Below are 14,181 nucleotides of genomic sequence, written 5' to 3'. Positions count from 1 at the left end.
GAAAGTAAAAAAGCTGACCGAAGCCAGCTTTTCATGCAAGGTCAAAGCATCTGCTCCGCGGGTTCCGGCTGGATCTCGTTCGGCTTGGTGCGGGCCAGCTTCATAACCTCGTGCGCAGGCAGGGTCTTGAGACGGTGGTCGCTCCAGACCTGGCGCCAGCGGCGCGCACCGGCGAGGCCGTTGCGCAGCCCCAGCATATGCCGGGCAATCGAATACCAGTGCGTGCCATGCTCGCGTGCTTCGCGTTCCATATACAGCACCATCTGCTCTTCGATCTGTTCGCGCGTACGCTCTCTGCTCTCATCCTGATAGTAAAGAGCATCCCAGGACGCCATCCACCAGGGGTTGTGGTAGGCCTCGCGGCCCACCATGACGCCATCGACCTGCTGCAACTGCTGCTGCACTATGTCGTCGGTCTTGATGCCGCCGTTGACCGCGATGGTCAGGCCCGGAAAGTCACGCTTGAGTTGTGCCACGACTTCGTAGCGCAGCGGCGGGATTTCACGGTTTTCCTTGGGGGAGAGGCCTTTGAGCCAGGCGTTGCGAGCATGAACCACAAACACCTGGCAGCCTGCATCGGCAACGGTGCCGACGAAGTCGCGCACAAAATCGTAGCTTTCGATCTTGTCGATGCCGATTCGGTGCTTGACAGTGACGGGAACGGACACCACATCGGCCATGGCCTTTACGCAATCGGCTACCAGTGCGGCCTCGTTCATCAGACAGGCGCCGAAAGCCCCACGCTGGACGCGCTCGCTGGGGCAGCCGCAGTTGAGATTGATCTCGTCATAGCCCCATTGCTCGCCCAGGCGTGCACTGTGCGCCAGATCTGCTGGCTCCGAGCCACCCAATTGCAATGCCACGGGGTGCTCTTCGGCCTCAAACCGCAGATGACGAGCCACGTCGCCATGCACCAGAGCTCCGGTTGTCACCATTTCGGTGTAGAGCAGGGTGTGCTGGCTGAGCAGGCGGTGGAAATAGCGGCAATGCTTGTCTGTCCAGTCCATCATAGGGGCCACCGACATGCGCCACATGCTGCTATCTATTTGTTTTTTAACGGTTTGTTCGGTGCTCATACTATGAAAAGTGCCTTGTGGTGCACTGAAAATTGACCCGGTTTTACCCGTCCTACCGGGTTTTTTGATGCTAATGCTGCATTGGTGCGCCACGAATTTCATGGAGCACTGATTGGGACCATCGCCCAGAGAAGGAATGCCGATGGCGTCATATTGTTCCGGGCTCAGATCCGCCTGAAGGAAGGCGGAGAACTGACTCTTTCCGAGTCCAAGACATTCACCCGGCGCGCTCTTGCCCAGGAATGGCAGCGGAGACGTGCAGCAGAAATCGAGGAGGTCCAAGCGACAGGCCTGCCTGTTCACGGTCTCGTCACCCTTAAGCAGATACTGCAGGATTATGTCAGCGATGCAAAAGGCATCGTGGCATGGGGGCGGTCCAAGACGGCCGACATCACGTGCTTACAGAAGGCCTGGTTAGCGCACCGAAGAGGGGACAGGCTTGGCCAAGGTACTCAATGACATTGTCTGGTTGCACCGGGCCTGCCTGGGCGCGTGGCACGCTATGGCAGGCACAAGCTGGTGCAGGAGCTGCAGAGACTGTAGATCATTTGCCGTTTGAGAGGTGATCTTGCAAGGTGAGACGACGAATTAGAGCAGCTTAGCCTGCAGGTGCAGATCAAGCGGTCTATGAATATCGATTGATTTATCGAGAGCTGCTAAGTTCAAGAGCGGTAGAAGACTCCTGGCGGTCATGTAAGCTGGCTTTTGGAGGACAGTAGTGAGCCTCTATTGATGACTTCCAAGAGTATGTGTAGCGGGTTCAATTCTCTCAAGTTAGCGCTATTGAAGCGCAAGTCCGTCACGCCAGAGCTAACTCTTACCAAGGGAGTACCTGTGATGTCAGTGCTCAAATCACTCATATGGGTTTTCAGTTGCGTCTTGGCGATGCCGGTTACGGCGCAGATGCCTCAAGGTGAGTATCTTGACGGAAAGGACTCCAAGGTGGGAGTTGTCCTGGCTCACGGCAGAGGGAGCTCTCCAGACGGTAACGTAGTCGGGCCATTGAGGCGTGCTATTCACAAAGACTTAGGCTTCCACACCTTCTCTTTGCGGATGCCGGATCCTGGCGCAGACTCGCCTGATTCGCCCGAGCTTGCCGCCTCGTTTCCGGAGGCCTATCAGCGAATTCAATCTGCAATTGAATATCTGAAAATGCAGAAAGGAGTGGAGCGCATCTACTTGATGGGGCACAGCATGGGTGGGCGTATGGCAACTGGCTTCCTGGCAAACAATCCCACTGCGCCGATTGTAGGTTTCATCGGAGTCGGATTGACGGCGGGAGGCAAGGAACCTGTTAACACCAATCTAAATCTGCGAAAAGTGAAGCTTCCAGTTGTCGATGTGTACGGTGACAACGAAATGGATGCGAGAGCAGCGTCTTTTCGCAAGTCCCTCGTTTCCGAGAACTTTACGCAAGTGGAGGTTTCCGGAGCAAAGCATGATTACCGTGGCTATGAGAAGCCGGTGTCAGACATCGTCATCGAATGGCTGAAGAAGAGAGAAGGTCGGTGAATATGAAGTTAGTAACAGAATCAGAAATTGATTGCAAGGCATCTTGGCCGTGCGTGAGATTGATAGAGATATTTAATGTAACTTACATGAATTTCTCAAGGGCTCCTTAAACCCTATCTCGATCAATTACTAAGCCTTTGTCTTCCAGCTGTCAATGGGTTTGACGTACATCTGCTCGATAGCGTCTTTGTAGTGAGCCATCAGGTTCTTTCGCTTGAGCTTGAGGGTAGGGGTCATCAGGCCGTTGTCAATGTTCCAACTATCCCTGACCAGGTGGATGGCTCTGGGCACTGCATAACGGGCAAAGCTGCGTGTCTGCTTTTCGATTCGGGTAAGCGCTTCTCTCTCTGCCGCTGCATGCTGCAGACTGGATCCATCATTCGGGTTTAGGCCAATACTCCTGGAAAGGATTTCCCACTCCACTTGACTAACAACCGCAATACAGGCGATGAACGGACGATCCTCGCCAACGACAAACACTTGCTCAAACAGGGGATCGACGAGGATGGCCTGTTCCACATCATTGGGAGGCACTTTCTCACCCGTCGATGTAACAATGATTTCCTTGATGCGACCTTTAATTCGGATACGGCCATTTTCGATTGAAGCTTGGTCGCCGGTTCTCAGCCATCCGTCGGTAGTAAAGGCTTTGGCAGTGTCTTCCGGACGGTTCCAATAACCGCGCATCACTACCGGGCCAGACACCTGCAACTCCTGATCCTCGCCAATTCGAACCTCAATTCCCGGCAGTACGCGGCCAACGGTATCGGGCCAGTTATCGTCGAGCCCGTTGGCGCTGACGACAGGAGAGGTTTCGGTCATGCCATAGCCTTGCACCATGGGCAGGCCCAGACCTAGAAAAGTGCGCGCAATTGTCGGAGACAGTGGAGCTCCGCCACTCACAGCCACGCGAAGCCGGCCTCCAAACTGCGCAAGTAGGGGCTCGGCGACAAGTTTGCGCAAAAGCCAGCCGGGCAAGGCAGAAGCCCAGCTCGCCTTGGCTTCCAGTTGCTCGCCCAAGGGCATGCCTTGATGAGCGCGGAAGCTCTTCCAGCCTTTGTTGACTGCAGCGTCGAACAGCTTGTGCTTGAAAGGGCTGGAAGCAAGCGACTCCTGAATCTTGGCATAAACACGTTCATAGATGCGAGGCACCGAGATCAGTACGGTCGGCTTGACCTGTTTCATATCCTGTGCGAGTTGTGCAACAGAGCGTGCGTAGGCGACGCAGGAACCGGTAGCAACAGCCAGGTAGTAGCCTGCAGTTCGCTCGAAAGTGTGAGAGAGCGGCAGGAACGAGAGAAAGACGTCTTCAGGGAAGGCCTTCACACGCTGCATCACCGCGTGTAAATCACTGACCACGTTGTCGTGAGTGAGCATGACGCCCTTGGGCTTTCCCGTCGTACCGGAGGTGTAGACAATGCCCGCCAGCTCCGTTTTCTTTGGTGGCAGGGGGAGGGCAGAGGTATGCTGCTGACCAGCCTGAAGCCAGGCAGACAAAACAATGACCGGCTTACGCTGCAAGGCCTTGACTGAGTCCTGCTCTGCTTGCTCGACAGGTACGGCGTAGGCATTCGATGAATCGATTGGACGGCCTTGCTGTGCGTGAATAACGGCCTGGAGTCCCGGCAGGTCCTGACCTGTAGCACAAATTCTCTGCCAGGCCTTGGCGTCGGCCACGACCAGCAAGGAAGCACCCGAGTCGGCCAGGATGTAGGCAATGCTGCCAGCATTGTCGATGGCATGCAGAGGAACTGGCACGTAACCACAGCGCAGACAGGCCTGGTCGATGGTCATTGCATCAAAACCATTGGGCAGCAAGATTGCAACCCTTGCGCCTGGAGGAAGATTCGAGGCACATAAGGCGTGGCTCCACAGAGCGACACGTTCGGCTGTTTCGGCCCAGCTCAGGCTTTTCCAGGCATTTGTGCTTTCATCGAACTCTCGGTAAGCCTCGCCTGATGGCGTGCAGCGAACCCGCATGGCCAGAAGCTCTGGCAAGGTTTGCACTTGCTCGATAGTCAAATGCTGTTTCTCTGCTTGGAGACCCAGTACATCAGTTTCACTTGCTTGGTTCATGCGCTTGCCTTCAGGAAGCGGGCAATTTCCCGCTACGCGAATGATAGCGCCAGAGACATCCAGGCTGGTATAGGGCTCAGATCGTGGCTCCAAGCGGGATATCGATGCTTTGATAGCAGACGGCGATGTAATGGTGCAGGCGATGCTGCTCGTCGCGCACTGCCGTCAGGGAAATCTGATGTCGGTTCCTGTCATGGTGCATGACACGCAGGCCTTGCCAGTGCCCTTTTTTACCGATTTCGGTCCAGATCTGCGACCACTGGACTGCCGTGTTGTCATCGTCGTGGATGAAAAGACTGGAGAACTCCTTGTTCTTCGCTCCCTGGCGGTTCAAGCCGCTGATACGCGCAAAGGCCGGATTGATATCTACAATTTTCCGGTTCGCATCAAGGACCACCATGCCTTCGAAGGAATGATTGAATACCGTGGTAGCTATATGTAGTTGCCGTTCGGTTCGCTTGCGGTCTGAGAGATCGGTCAGAAGGCCTACATACATGCGCTGACCCCGAGCCTCGGCCTGGCTCAAGGCCAGGCGCATGGGAATCAGCGTACCGTCCTTGTGCTGGCCGAGCACCTCTGAAATCTTGTTCTTCAGAGGTGGCGCGTTGTTTCGCTGGCCGGCTTCATGCTGTTCCAGATAATGATCATGCTGGTTGAACAGCGCTGCGGGCATGAGCATTTTCACGTTCTGGCCCAATACTTCATCTGGGCTCCAGCCGAATATGACCTCAGCTGCAGGGTTGTAATCCGTTACGCATCCCCGATTATCGATGCAGATAATTCCATCTGCTGCCATATTCACCAAAGCTTGCAGTCGGGCTTCATTCATATCCACTTTCTGCCAGCGACTGCGGTACTGAATCAAGGCATTGGCCTGTGCGATCAGTCCGCCAAATAGCAGAGTAATAACGGCAATGGTCAGTGCCAGAATCAAACGATCGTTCGATGATGCCGCGTCATGCGTTTCATGCTCGGCCGTGACTCGCAGCGCCAGCATGGCTGTGTAATGCATGCCCGAGATCGCGGCGCCCATGATGATGGCTGCCAGCGTTTTGCGCCAGTGGTCTTGTTTGAGGTTGAAGCGTGCCAGCCCGAAACGAATCCAGAGCGCCAAGGTGGCCAGCGCTACGCCAACAATGAGAGAAATGGCAAACCAGAGTGGTGAGTACTGGTGCGTGGCAGGCATGCGCATTGCTGCCATGCCGCTGTAATGCATTGCAGCAATGCCGATACCAACCGTCAAGCCGCCTAATGCCAATTGCCTGAGATTGAGTTCATTGTGAGCCAGCAAGGCAAGGGCCACTGCTGATGCCGCGATACCTGGAATGATCGAGAAGACGGTGACCGGCAAATCATACTGAACTGCAGCATGCATCGAATAAGCGAGCATGCCGATGAAATGCATGGCCCAGATGCCTATGCCCAGTGCCAGCGACCCGCTCACAATGGACCAGTTGCGCAACTGCCTTGATGTGGCCAGTCTGGCAAAAGCAGCATGGCGCAAAGCTTGACCAGAGGCAATCCAACAAACTGCCAGCGATAAGGTCACAAGGAAGGGGTCATATTCACCCTTTAGCACGTGAGCGTCGGCAGACGGGCTCCAGAAAAATTGCGCCAGCATGAATCATGGTCCTGTAACACTGAAAGCACATTCAGTTACCTGACAAGCATCGCATGAAGTGGGTAATCCAATATTTCAAATTTATAGGATAAATACTAGAGCGGATCGAACATGGATCTTTTAGATCGCAGCGTCGAGTCCATTTGAGAAATGCTGCTGCACTGCGCTCATGGCAATTTTCGGATCGCGCTTCAGCAGTGCTTGCATGATGGCTTCGTGCTCTGCCAAGGAATCTTCAATACGGCCTTGTTTGAACAGTGATTTGTGACGGTTCAGCTTCATGACCTTGCGCAAATCGGCCACCAGTTGGTTACGCCAGCGGTTATCGGCAATATCGAGAATCTGCATGTGAAAGCTTTCGTTGAGCGCGAAGAACCGCTCGGCGTCGGCTGTGTTCCGCTTCAACTCCTCGTGGGTCTGCTGCAGACGCTGCAATTGCTCGTCCGTGGCCTTGCCGGCAACCTCGGCCGCAGCATCTGCCTCCAGCAGACTCAGCAATCGATAGACGTCGGAGATGTCCTTGCGCGATACCTCGGTCACGTAAGCGCCTCGGCGCAGTTTCATGGTCACCAGGCCTTCAGCGGCCAGTACTTTCAGTGCCTCGCGCAGGGGGGTGCGGCTGATGCCGTATTCCTCGGCAATCTTGAGTTCGTCGATCCAGGCTCCGGGCTCAAGCTCTCGCCGGAAGATGCGTTGACGCAACTGCTCGGCGACCTGCTCATATAGCGCAAGAGGAGTAAGTGTTTTGCTTGTCATTACGCGAGATTATATGCTGCAAGTATTTTGAATTCATAATTATGAATCATGTACACTAGGCGCATCTAGGTAGTTCACCGCAATTCCAAACTTCACTGCGCGCACCGCATACGAGAGACAACATGAGCCAAGAGAATCCGGCACAGGACCCACAAGAATTTGCACCCGCTGATCTGCAAGCCTGGAACAAGGCCGCCAACAAGGCAGCCCCCGGTGGCGACATCAACAACCTGAACTGGGTCACGCCGGACGGCATCACCGTCAAGCCGCTGTATACGGCTGAAGACACTGCCGATCTGCCCTTTACCAACACGCTGCCGGGATTCGCCCCTTATATCCGCGGCCCCCAGGCCACCATGTATGCAGGCCGGCCCTGGACCATTCGCCAGTACGCGGGATTCTCCACCGCCGAAGAATCCAACGCCTTCTATCGCAAGGCCCTGGCTGCCGGCGGTCAAGGCGTTTCCGTCGCTTTTGACCTGGCTACGCACCGTGGCTACGACTCTGACCATCCACGCGTGACGGGGGATGTGGGCAAGGCCGGTGTGGCGATTGACTCCGTCGAGGACATGAAGATCCTCTTCAACGAGATCCCTCTGGACAAGGTGTCCGTTTCCATGACCATGAACGGCGCCGTGCTGCCCGTGCTGGCCGGCTATGTGGTAGCCGCCGAAGAGCAGGGCGTCTCGCAGGACCAGCTCGCGGGAACGATTCAGAACGATATTCTGAAAGAGTTCATGGTGCGCAACACCTATATCTATCCGCCCAAGCCGTCGATGAAGATCATTGGCGACATCATCGAGTACACGAGCCAGAACATGCCAAAGTTCAACTCGATCTCGATCTCGGGCTACCACATGCAGGAAGCCGGTGCCAACCAGGCGCTGGAAATGGCTTTCACGTTGGCCGACGGCAAGGAATATGTGAAGACAGCCATTGCCAAGGGCATGGACGTGGACGCTTTTGCGGGCCGTCTGTCCTTCTTCTGGGCCGTGGGCATGAATTTCTACCTGGAAGTGGCCAAGATGCGTGCTGCGCGCCTGCTGTGGTGCCGCATCATGAAAGGCTTTGACGCCAAGAACCCCAAGAGCCTGATGCTGCGCACCCATAGCCAGACTTCGGGTTGGTCGCTGACCGAACAGGACCCCTACAACAACGTGGTGCGCACCACTATCGAAGCCATGGCGGCCGTGTTCGGCGGCACCCAGTCCCTGCACACCAATGCGCTGGACGAGGCCATCGCCCTGCCCACGGAGTTCTCTGCCCGTATTGCCCGCAACACACAGCTGATCATTCAGGAAGAGACCCATATCACCAATGTGATCGACCCCTGGGCCGGCTCCTACATGATGGAAAAACTGACCCAGGAAATGGCCGACAAGGCCTGGGCCATCATCGAGGAGGTCGATGCCATGGGCGGCATGACTGCCGCGGTGGATAGCGGCTGGGCCAAGCTCAAGATCGAGGCTGCTGCCGCCGAGAAGCAGGCGCGTATCGACTCGGGCAAGGAAGTCATCGTCGGCGTCAACAAGTACAAGCTGGCCAAGGAAGACCCGGTCGACATTCTGGAAGTGGACAATGTCAAGGTGCGTGACAGCCAGATTGCGCGGCTCAAGAATATCAAGGCTAAGCGCGATGCAGCCCTGGTCGAAGCTGCGCTGGCTGCCATCACGGCAGCGGCAGAGTCCGGCGAGGGCAATCTGCTGGACCTGTCCATCAAGGCCGTGCGTCTGCGTGCCACGGTAGGTGAAGTTTCCGACGCGATGGAAAAGGCGTTTGGCCGCCACCGCGCCGATACCCAGAAGGTGACCGGTGTGTACGCTGCCGCTTATGACTCCGCCGAAGGCTGGGACAAGCTCAAGGAAGAAATCAACACCGCTTCGCAGGCCATGGGCCGACGCCCCCGAGTGATGATCGCCAAGCTGGGTCAGGATGGCCATGACCGTGGAGCCAAGGTGGTCGCCACTGCCTTTGCCGACCTGGGTTTCGACGTGGACATGGGGCCTCTGTTCCAGACCCCCGAAGAATGCGCTCGCCAGGCCATCGAGAACGATGTGCACGCTGTGGGTGTCTCCACTCTGGCCGCCGGGCACAAGACTTTGGTGCCAGCCATCATTGCCGAGCTCAAGAAGCAGGGTGCGGACGACATCATCGTCTTTGTGGGCGGTGTGATTCCCGCTCAGGACTATGATTTCCTCTACAACGCGGGCGTCAAGGGCGTATACGGACCCGGCACTCCCATTCCTGCCAGCGCCAAGGATGTGCTGGAGCAGATCAAGAAGGCCAGCGGTCTCTGATCGGCCGGCAAGCATCGATAGCAAAGGCGATCGCGACGTGACCCCTGAGCAAATGCAAGACGGTATCCTGCGCGGCAACCCTGCCGTGCAGCGCCGGGCCATGGCCAAGGCCATTACCTTGCTTGAATCCTCCCGGGCCGACCATCGTGAACAGGCAGACGGCCTGCTCACCGCTCTGCTGCAGCATACGGGCAAGGCGTTTCGCCTTGGCATTAGCGGCGTGCCGGGCGTCGGCAAATCCACCTTCATCGAAGCCCTGGGCCTGTACCTGATAGAGAAGGGTCTGCGTGTGGCCGTGCTTGCGATCGATCCGTCCAGCACAGTCTCAGGCGGCTCCATCCTCGGCGACAAGACTCGCATGGAGCAACTGTCCATGCGGCTGGAGGCCTATATTCGCCCCAGCCCCAGCAGCGGCACGCTGGGCGGTGTGGCCGAAAAGACGCGCGAGGCCATGCTGGTCTGCGAAGCCGCCGGTTACGACGTGGTCATCGTCGAGACCGTGGGCGTGGGTCAGAGCGAGATCGCCGTGCACGGCATGACGGACATGTTCTGCGTGCTGCAGCTGCCCAATGCGGGTGACGACCTACAGGCCATCAAGAAGGGCGTGATGGAGCTGGCCGATCTGGTGGTCATCAACAAGGCCGACATCGACCCCCATGCGGCCACGCGTGCCCAGGCCCAGATCACATCGAGCCTGCGCCTGCTGGGCATGCACGGCAACCCCGACCACGCCAACACCGGTGCGCTGTGGCAGCCGCGTGTGCTGCAGATCAGTGCCTTGCTGGGGCAGGGGGTGGAGGGCTTCTGGGCTGCAGTCAGCAGCTTCAGAGAGCTGCAGACCGTCAACGGTCGCCTGGCCCTGCGCCGCGAGAAGCAAGCCCTGTCCTGGATGTGGGAGCGCATCGACTTCGGCCTCAAGCAGGCGTTTCGCCAGCATCCGCAGGTCAAGGCCATGCTCCCCGTCCTTCAGGACGATGTGGCAGCAGGTCGTATCGCTGCCAGTACCGCAGCAAGAAATCTGCTTCTAGCCCAAATGCAGTAGGCGCTAGCAGCTCTTATTACCATAGCATCGCAGCATCACCATTGCGAGACAAGCAACCCAAATCACGTTAGAGGACAAGCATGCAAGACGATATCCTGAAGCAGCTGGAAGCCAAGCGAGAACTCGCTCGGTTGGGTGGGGGACAAAAGCGCATCGATGCGCAGCACAAGAAAGGCAAGCTGACGGCGCGTGAGCGTATCGAGCTGCTGCTGGACGACGGCACTTTTGAAGAGTGGGACATGTTCGTGGAGCACCGCTGCACGGACTTCGGCATGGAAAACACCAAGATCCCGGGCGACGGCGTGGTCACCGGCTACGGCATGATCAACGGCCGTCTGGTCTTTGTGTTCAGCCAGGACTTCACGGTGTTCGGCGGCGCGCTGTCCGAAACCCATGCAGAGAAGATCTGCAAGGTGATGGACCAGGCCATGAAGGTCGGCGCTCCCGTCATCGGCCTCAACGATTCGGGCGGCGCGCGTATCCAGGAAGGCGTTGCCTCTCTGGGCGGCTATGCCGATGTATTCCAGAAGAATGTGCTGGCCTCGGGTGTGGTGCCCCAGATCTCCATGATCATGGGCCCTAGTGCCGGCGGCGCCGTGTACTCGCCGGCCATGACCGACTTCATCTTCATGGTCAAGGACAGCTCCTATATGTTCGTGACCGGGCCCGAAGTCGTGAAGACAGTGACTCACGAGGAAGTCACGGCCGAAGAGCTGGGCGGAGCCATCACCCACACCACCAAGAGCGGCGTGGCCGACATGGCTTTCGACAATGACGTGGAAGCACTGATGATGCTGCGTCGCCTCTATAACTATCTGCCCTTGAACAACAAGGAAAAGGCTCCCGTGCGCGAAACCACAGACCCCGTGGGCCGCGCCGACATGTCGCTGGATACGCTGGTGCCTGAAAACGCCAACAAGCCCTACGACATGAAGGAGCTGATTCTCAAGACCGTGGACGATGGCGATTTCTTCGAGCTGCAGCCCGAGTACGCCAAGAACATCATCATCGGTTTTGCCCGCATGGCCGGCCAGACCGTGGGCGTCGTAGCCAATCAGCCCCTGGTGCTGGCTGGCTGCCTGGACATCAAATCCTCCATCAAGGCGGCGCGCTTCGTGCGCTTTTGCGATGCCTTCAACATCCCCGTGGTCACCTTTGTCGACGTGCCCGGTTTCATGCCCGGTACCTCTCAGGAATACGGCGGCATCATCAAGCACGGCGCCAAGTTGCTGTACGCGTATGCCGAAGCCACGGTGCCGAAGATCACCGTCATCACCCGCAAGGCCTATGGCGGCGCGTACGACGTGATGGCTTCCAAGCATTTGCGTGGCGACGTGAACCTGGCCTGGCCCCATGCGGAAATCGCCGTGATGGGTGCCAAGGGCGCGGTGGAGATCATCTTCCGCGAAGACAAGAACGATCCGGTGAAGCTGGCCGCGCGCGAAGCGGAATACAAGGAACGCTTTGCCAACCCCTTTGTGGCCGGTGCCCGTGGCTTTATCGACGATGTGATCCAGCCGCATGAAACGCGCAAGCGCATCTGCCGCTCGCTGGAGATGCTCAAGAACAAGCAGCTGGACAACCCCTGGCGCAAGCACGGGAACATTCCTCTGTAAGAACAAGAAGAACCAGGAGATATATCCATGTTTACCAAGATTCTGATCGCCAACCGTGGCGAGATCGCCTGCCGAGTCATCGCCACCGCGCGCAAGATGGGCATCCAGACCGTGGCGGTCTATTCCGACGCCGACAAGGACGCGCGCCATGTCAAGCTGGCCGACGAGGCCGTGCGCCTGGGCCCTGCACCCAGTCGCGAGTCCTATCTGCTGGGCGAGAAAATCATTGAAGCCTGCAAGCAGACCGGCGCACAGGCAGTGCACCCCGGCTACGGTTTTCTCTCGGAAAATGAGGGCTTTGCCAAGCGCTGCGAAGAAGAGGGCATTGCCTTCATCGGCCCCAAGTCGCATTCCATTGCTGCCATGGGCGACAAGATTGCCTCCAAGAAGCTGGCCGGCGAAGCCCAAGTCAACACCATCCCTGGCTACAACGACGCCATCGCAGGCCCCGAGCAGGCAGTGGAAATCGCCAAGGGCATAGGCTACCCCGTGATGATCAAGGCTTCGGCCGGTGGCGGCGGCAAGGGTCTGCGCGTGGCCTTCAACGACAAGGAAGCCTTTGAAGGTTTTGCCTCCTGCCAGAACGAGGCTCGCAACAGCTTTGGCGATGACCGTATCTTCATCGAGAAATTTGTTCAGGAGCCCCGCCATATCGAAATCCAGATTCTGGGCGATAGCCACGGCAATGTGGTTTACCTGAACGAGCGCGAATGCTCGATCCAGCGCCGTCACCAGAAGGTGATCGAGGAAGCGCCTTCGCCCTTCATCAGTGACGAAACCCGCAAGGCCATGGGCGAGCAGGCCGTGGCCCTGGCCAAGGCCGTCAAATACCAGAGCGCCGGCACCGTGGAGTTCGTGGTCGGCAAGGACCAGGACTTCTACTTCCTGGAGATGAACACCCGTCTGCAGGTGGAGCACCCGGTGACCGAATGCATCACCGGCCTCGATCTGGTCGAGCAGATGATCCGCGTGGCCGCCGGCGAAAAGCTGTCTTTCACCCAGGCCGATGTGAAGCGCGACGGCTGGGCCATCGAGTGCCGTATCAACGCCGAAGACCCGTTCCGCAATTTCCTGCCTTCGACTGGCCGCCTGGTGCGATTTGCGCCGCCCGAGCAGACTATGTGGCAGTCCGACACCGAGCACCTGAACGGCGTGCGTGTGGACACCGGCGTCTATGACGGTGGCGAGATCCCCATGTACTACGATTCGATGATTGCCAAGCTCATCGTGCATGGCAAGGATCGCAACGATACCATCGCCAAGGCCCGCGAAGCACTCAACGGTTTTGCCATCCGCGGCATCAGCTCAAACATCCCGTTCCAGGCGGCCCTGCTGGCGCACCCGGACTTTGTCTCGGGCAAGTTCAACACCGGTTTCATCGCCCAGCACTATGCCGACGGCTTCCATGCCGAGGACGTGCCCCACGATGATCCCGACTTCCTGGTGGCTCTGGCCCTGTTCCGCAATCGCCGCTACCGTGCGCGTGCATCGACCATCACCGGCCAGATGCAAGGCCACCAGGTGCAGGTGGGCGAGAAGTACACCGCTGTGGTTCTGGGGGCAGAAGGCAAGAACCAGTATGTGACTGGCGAGGTGACCGACTTTGATGCCCAGGCCCGCGTCTGCAAGGTGGTGATCGACGACAAGGCCTACGAATTCCGCAGCAATGCCGATATTCGCGATCTGGTCGTGCGCGGCGTCTGTAACGGCAAGGCGTTCACCTGCCAGATCGAGCGCGGCAACGGCAAGAACCCGCTGGCTCTGCGCGTCATCCACAACGGCACGCAAGCCGATGTGCTGGTGCTCTCGCCCAAGGGTGCCGAGATGCACAAGCTCATGCCTTACAAGGCCCCGCCCGACTTGTCCAAATTCCTGCTCTCGCCCATGCCCGGCCTGCTGGTCGATGTGGCCGTGCAGCCCGGCCAGAAGGTGCAGGCAGGCGAGAAGCTAGCCGTCATCGAAGCCATGAAGATGGAGAACATTCTGTTCGCGGCCCAGGACGGCGTGGTCAGCAAGATCAGCGCCGCCAAGGGAGATTCGCTGGCAGTGGACGACATCATTCTGGAATTTGAGTGATGAGCGCTTTTCGGGGCCTGGGTCCGGCACCGGCATGCGGCCGGGCTGCAGATCAGGCCCCGAAGCAAAAGCCCGCAGGGCTTGGGCTCTGCGGGCTTTGCAGTTTTCA

General features: G+C 57.9%; 9 protein-coding genes. 5 read left to right on the top strand and 4 right to left on the bottom strand.

Going from position 1 to position 14,181, the window contains the following annotated elements; translation table 11 throughout:
- Positions 1-41: 41 nt before the first annotated feature.
- The gene (gene dusA / locus Cth01_RS20575; protein WP_072248283.1) at positions 42-1,076 is read right to left on the bottom strand and encodes a tRNA dihydrouridine(20/20a) synthase DusA; all 1,035 of its coding nucleotides are present in this window, start codon (positions 1,074-1,076) and stop codon (positions 42-44) included.
- An 837-nt stretch (positions 1,077-1,913) separates the two neighbouring features.
- On the opposite strand from dusA, the gene Cth01_RS20570 reads away from it, so the two are divergent.
- Positions 1,914-2,588 carry an alpha/beta hydrolase gene (locus tag Cth01_RS20570; protein WP_045840263.1) on the top strand — a complete coding sequence of 225 codons (675 nt, stop codon included), beginning with the start codon at positions 1,914-1,916 and terminating at the stop codon, positions 2,586-2,588.
- A 129-nt stretch (positions 2,589-2,717) separates the two neighbouring features.
- Here Cth01_RS20570 and Cth01_RS20565 read toward each other — a convergent pair whose 3' ends face one another.
- The 3 genes from Cth01_RS20565 to Cth01_RS20555 all read right to left on the bottom strand — a co-directional run bounded on the left by Cth01_RS20565 (position 2,718) and on the right by Cth01_RS20555 (position 7,041).
- Positions 2,718-4,664 carry an AMP-dependent synthetase/ligase gene (locus Cth01_RS20565; protein ID WP_052703400.1) on the bottom strand — a complete coding sequence of 649 codons (1,947 nt, stop codon included), beginning with the start codon at positions 4,662-4,664 and terminating at the stop codon, positions 2,718-2,720.
- Between the two features lie 76 nt (positions 4,665-4,740).
- Entirely contained in the window at positions 4,741-6,285 is a 1,545-nt protein-coding gene (locus Cth01_RS20560) for an MHYT domain-containing protein (protein WP_045840238.1), read from the bottom strand.
- 120 nt (positions 6,286-6,405) lie between these two features.
- Positions 6,406-7,041 (bottom strand): GntR family transcriptional regulator, encoded by a 636-nt coding sequence (locus tag Cth01_RS20555; protein ID WP_003065031.1) that lies wholly within the window; start codon positions 7,039-7,041, stop codon positions 6,406-6,408.
- A 122-nt stretch (positions 7,042-7,163) separates the two neighbouring features.
- On the opposite strand from Cth01_RS20555, the gene scpA reads away from it, so the two are divergent.
- From scpA to Cth01_RS20535, 4 genes are all read left to right on the top strand, one after another.
- On the top strand, positions 7,164-9,338 hold the full coding sequence (scpA, locus tag Cth01_RS20550; RefSeq protein ID WP_045840237.1) for a methylmalonyl-CoA mutase: 2,175 nt from the start codon (positions 7,164-7,166) through the stop codon (positions 9,336-9,338).
- Between the two features lie 37 nt (positions 9,339-9,375).
- On the top strand, positions 9,376-10,380 hold the full coding sequence (gene meaB / locus Cth01_RS20545; protein ID WP_174447124.1) for a methylmalonyl Co-A mutase-associated GTPase MeaB: 1,005 nt from the start codon (positions 9,376-9,378) through the stop codon (positions 10,378-10,380).
- A gap of 80 nt (positions 10,381-10,460) precedes the next feature.
- Positions 10,461-11,996 (top strand): acyl-CoA carboxylase subunit beta, encoded by a 1,536-nt coding sequence (locus Cth01_RS20540; protein ID WP_003065036.1) that lies wholly within the window; start codon positions 10,461-10,463, stop codon positions 11,994-11,996.
- A 27-nt stretch (positions 11,997-12,023) separates the two neighbouring features.
- The gene (locus tag Cth01_RS20535) at positions 12,024-14,072 is read left to right on the top strand and encodes an acetyl-CoA carboxylase biotin carboxylase subunit (protein ID WP_045840235.1); all 2,049 of its coding nucleotides are present in this window, start codon (positions 12,024-12,026) and stop codon (positions 14,070-14,072) included.
- Positions 14,073-14,181 lie beyond the last annotated feature (109 nt).

Source organism: Comamonas thiooxydans (assembly GCF_000964545.1).
Lineage (GTDB): Bacteria > Pseudomonadota > Gammaproteobacteria > Burkholderiales > Burkholderiaceae_C > Comamonas > Comamonas thiooxydans.
The sequence above is the reverse complement of the archived record's forward strand: the minus strand, read 5'-3'. Positions and strand labels throughout refer to the sequence as shown.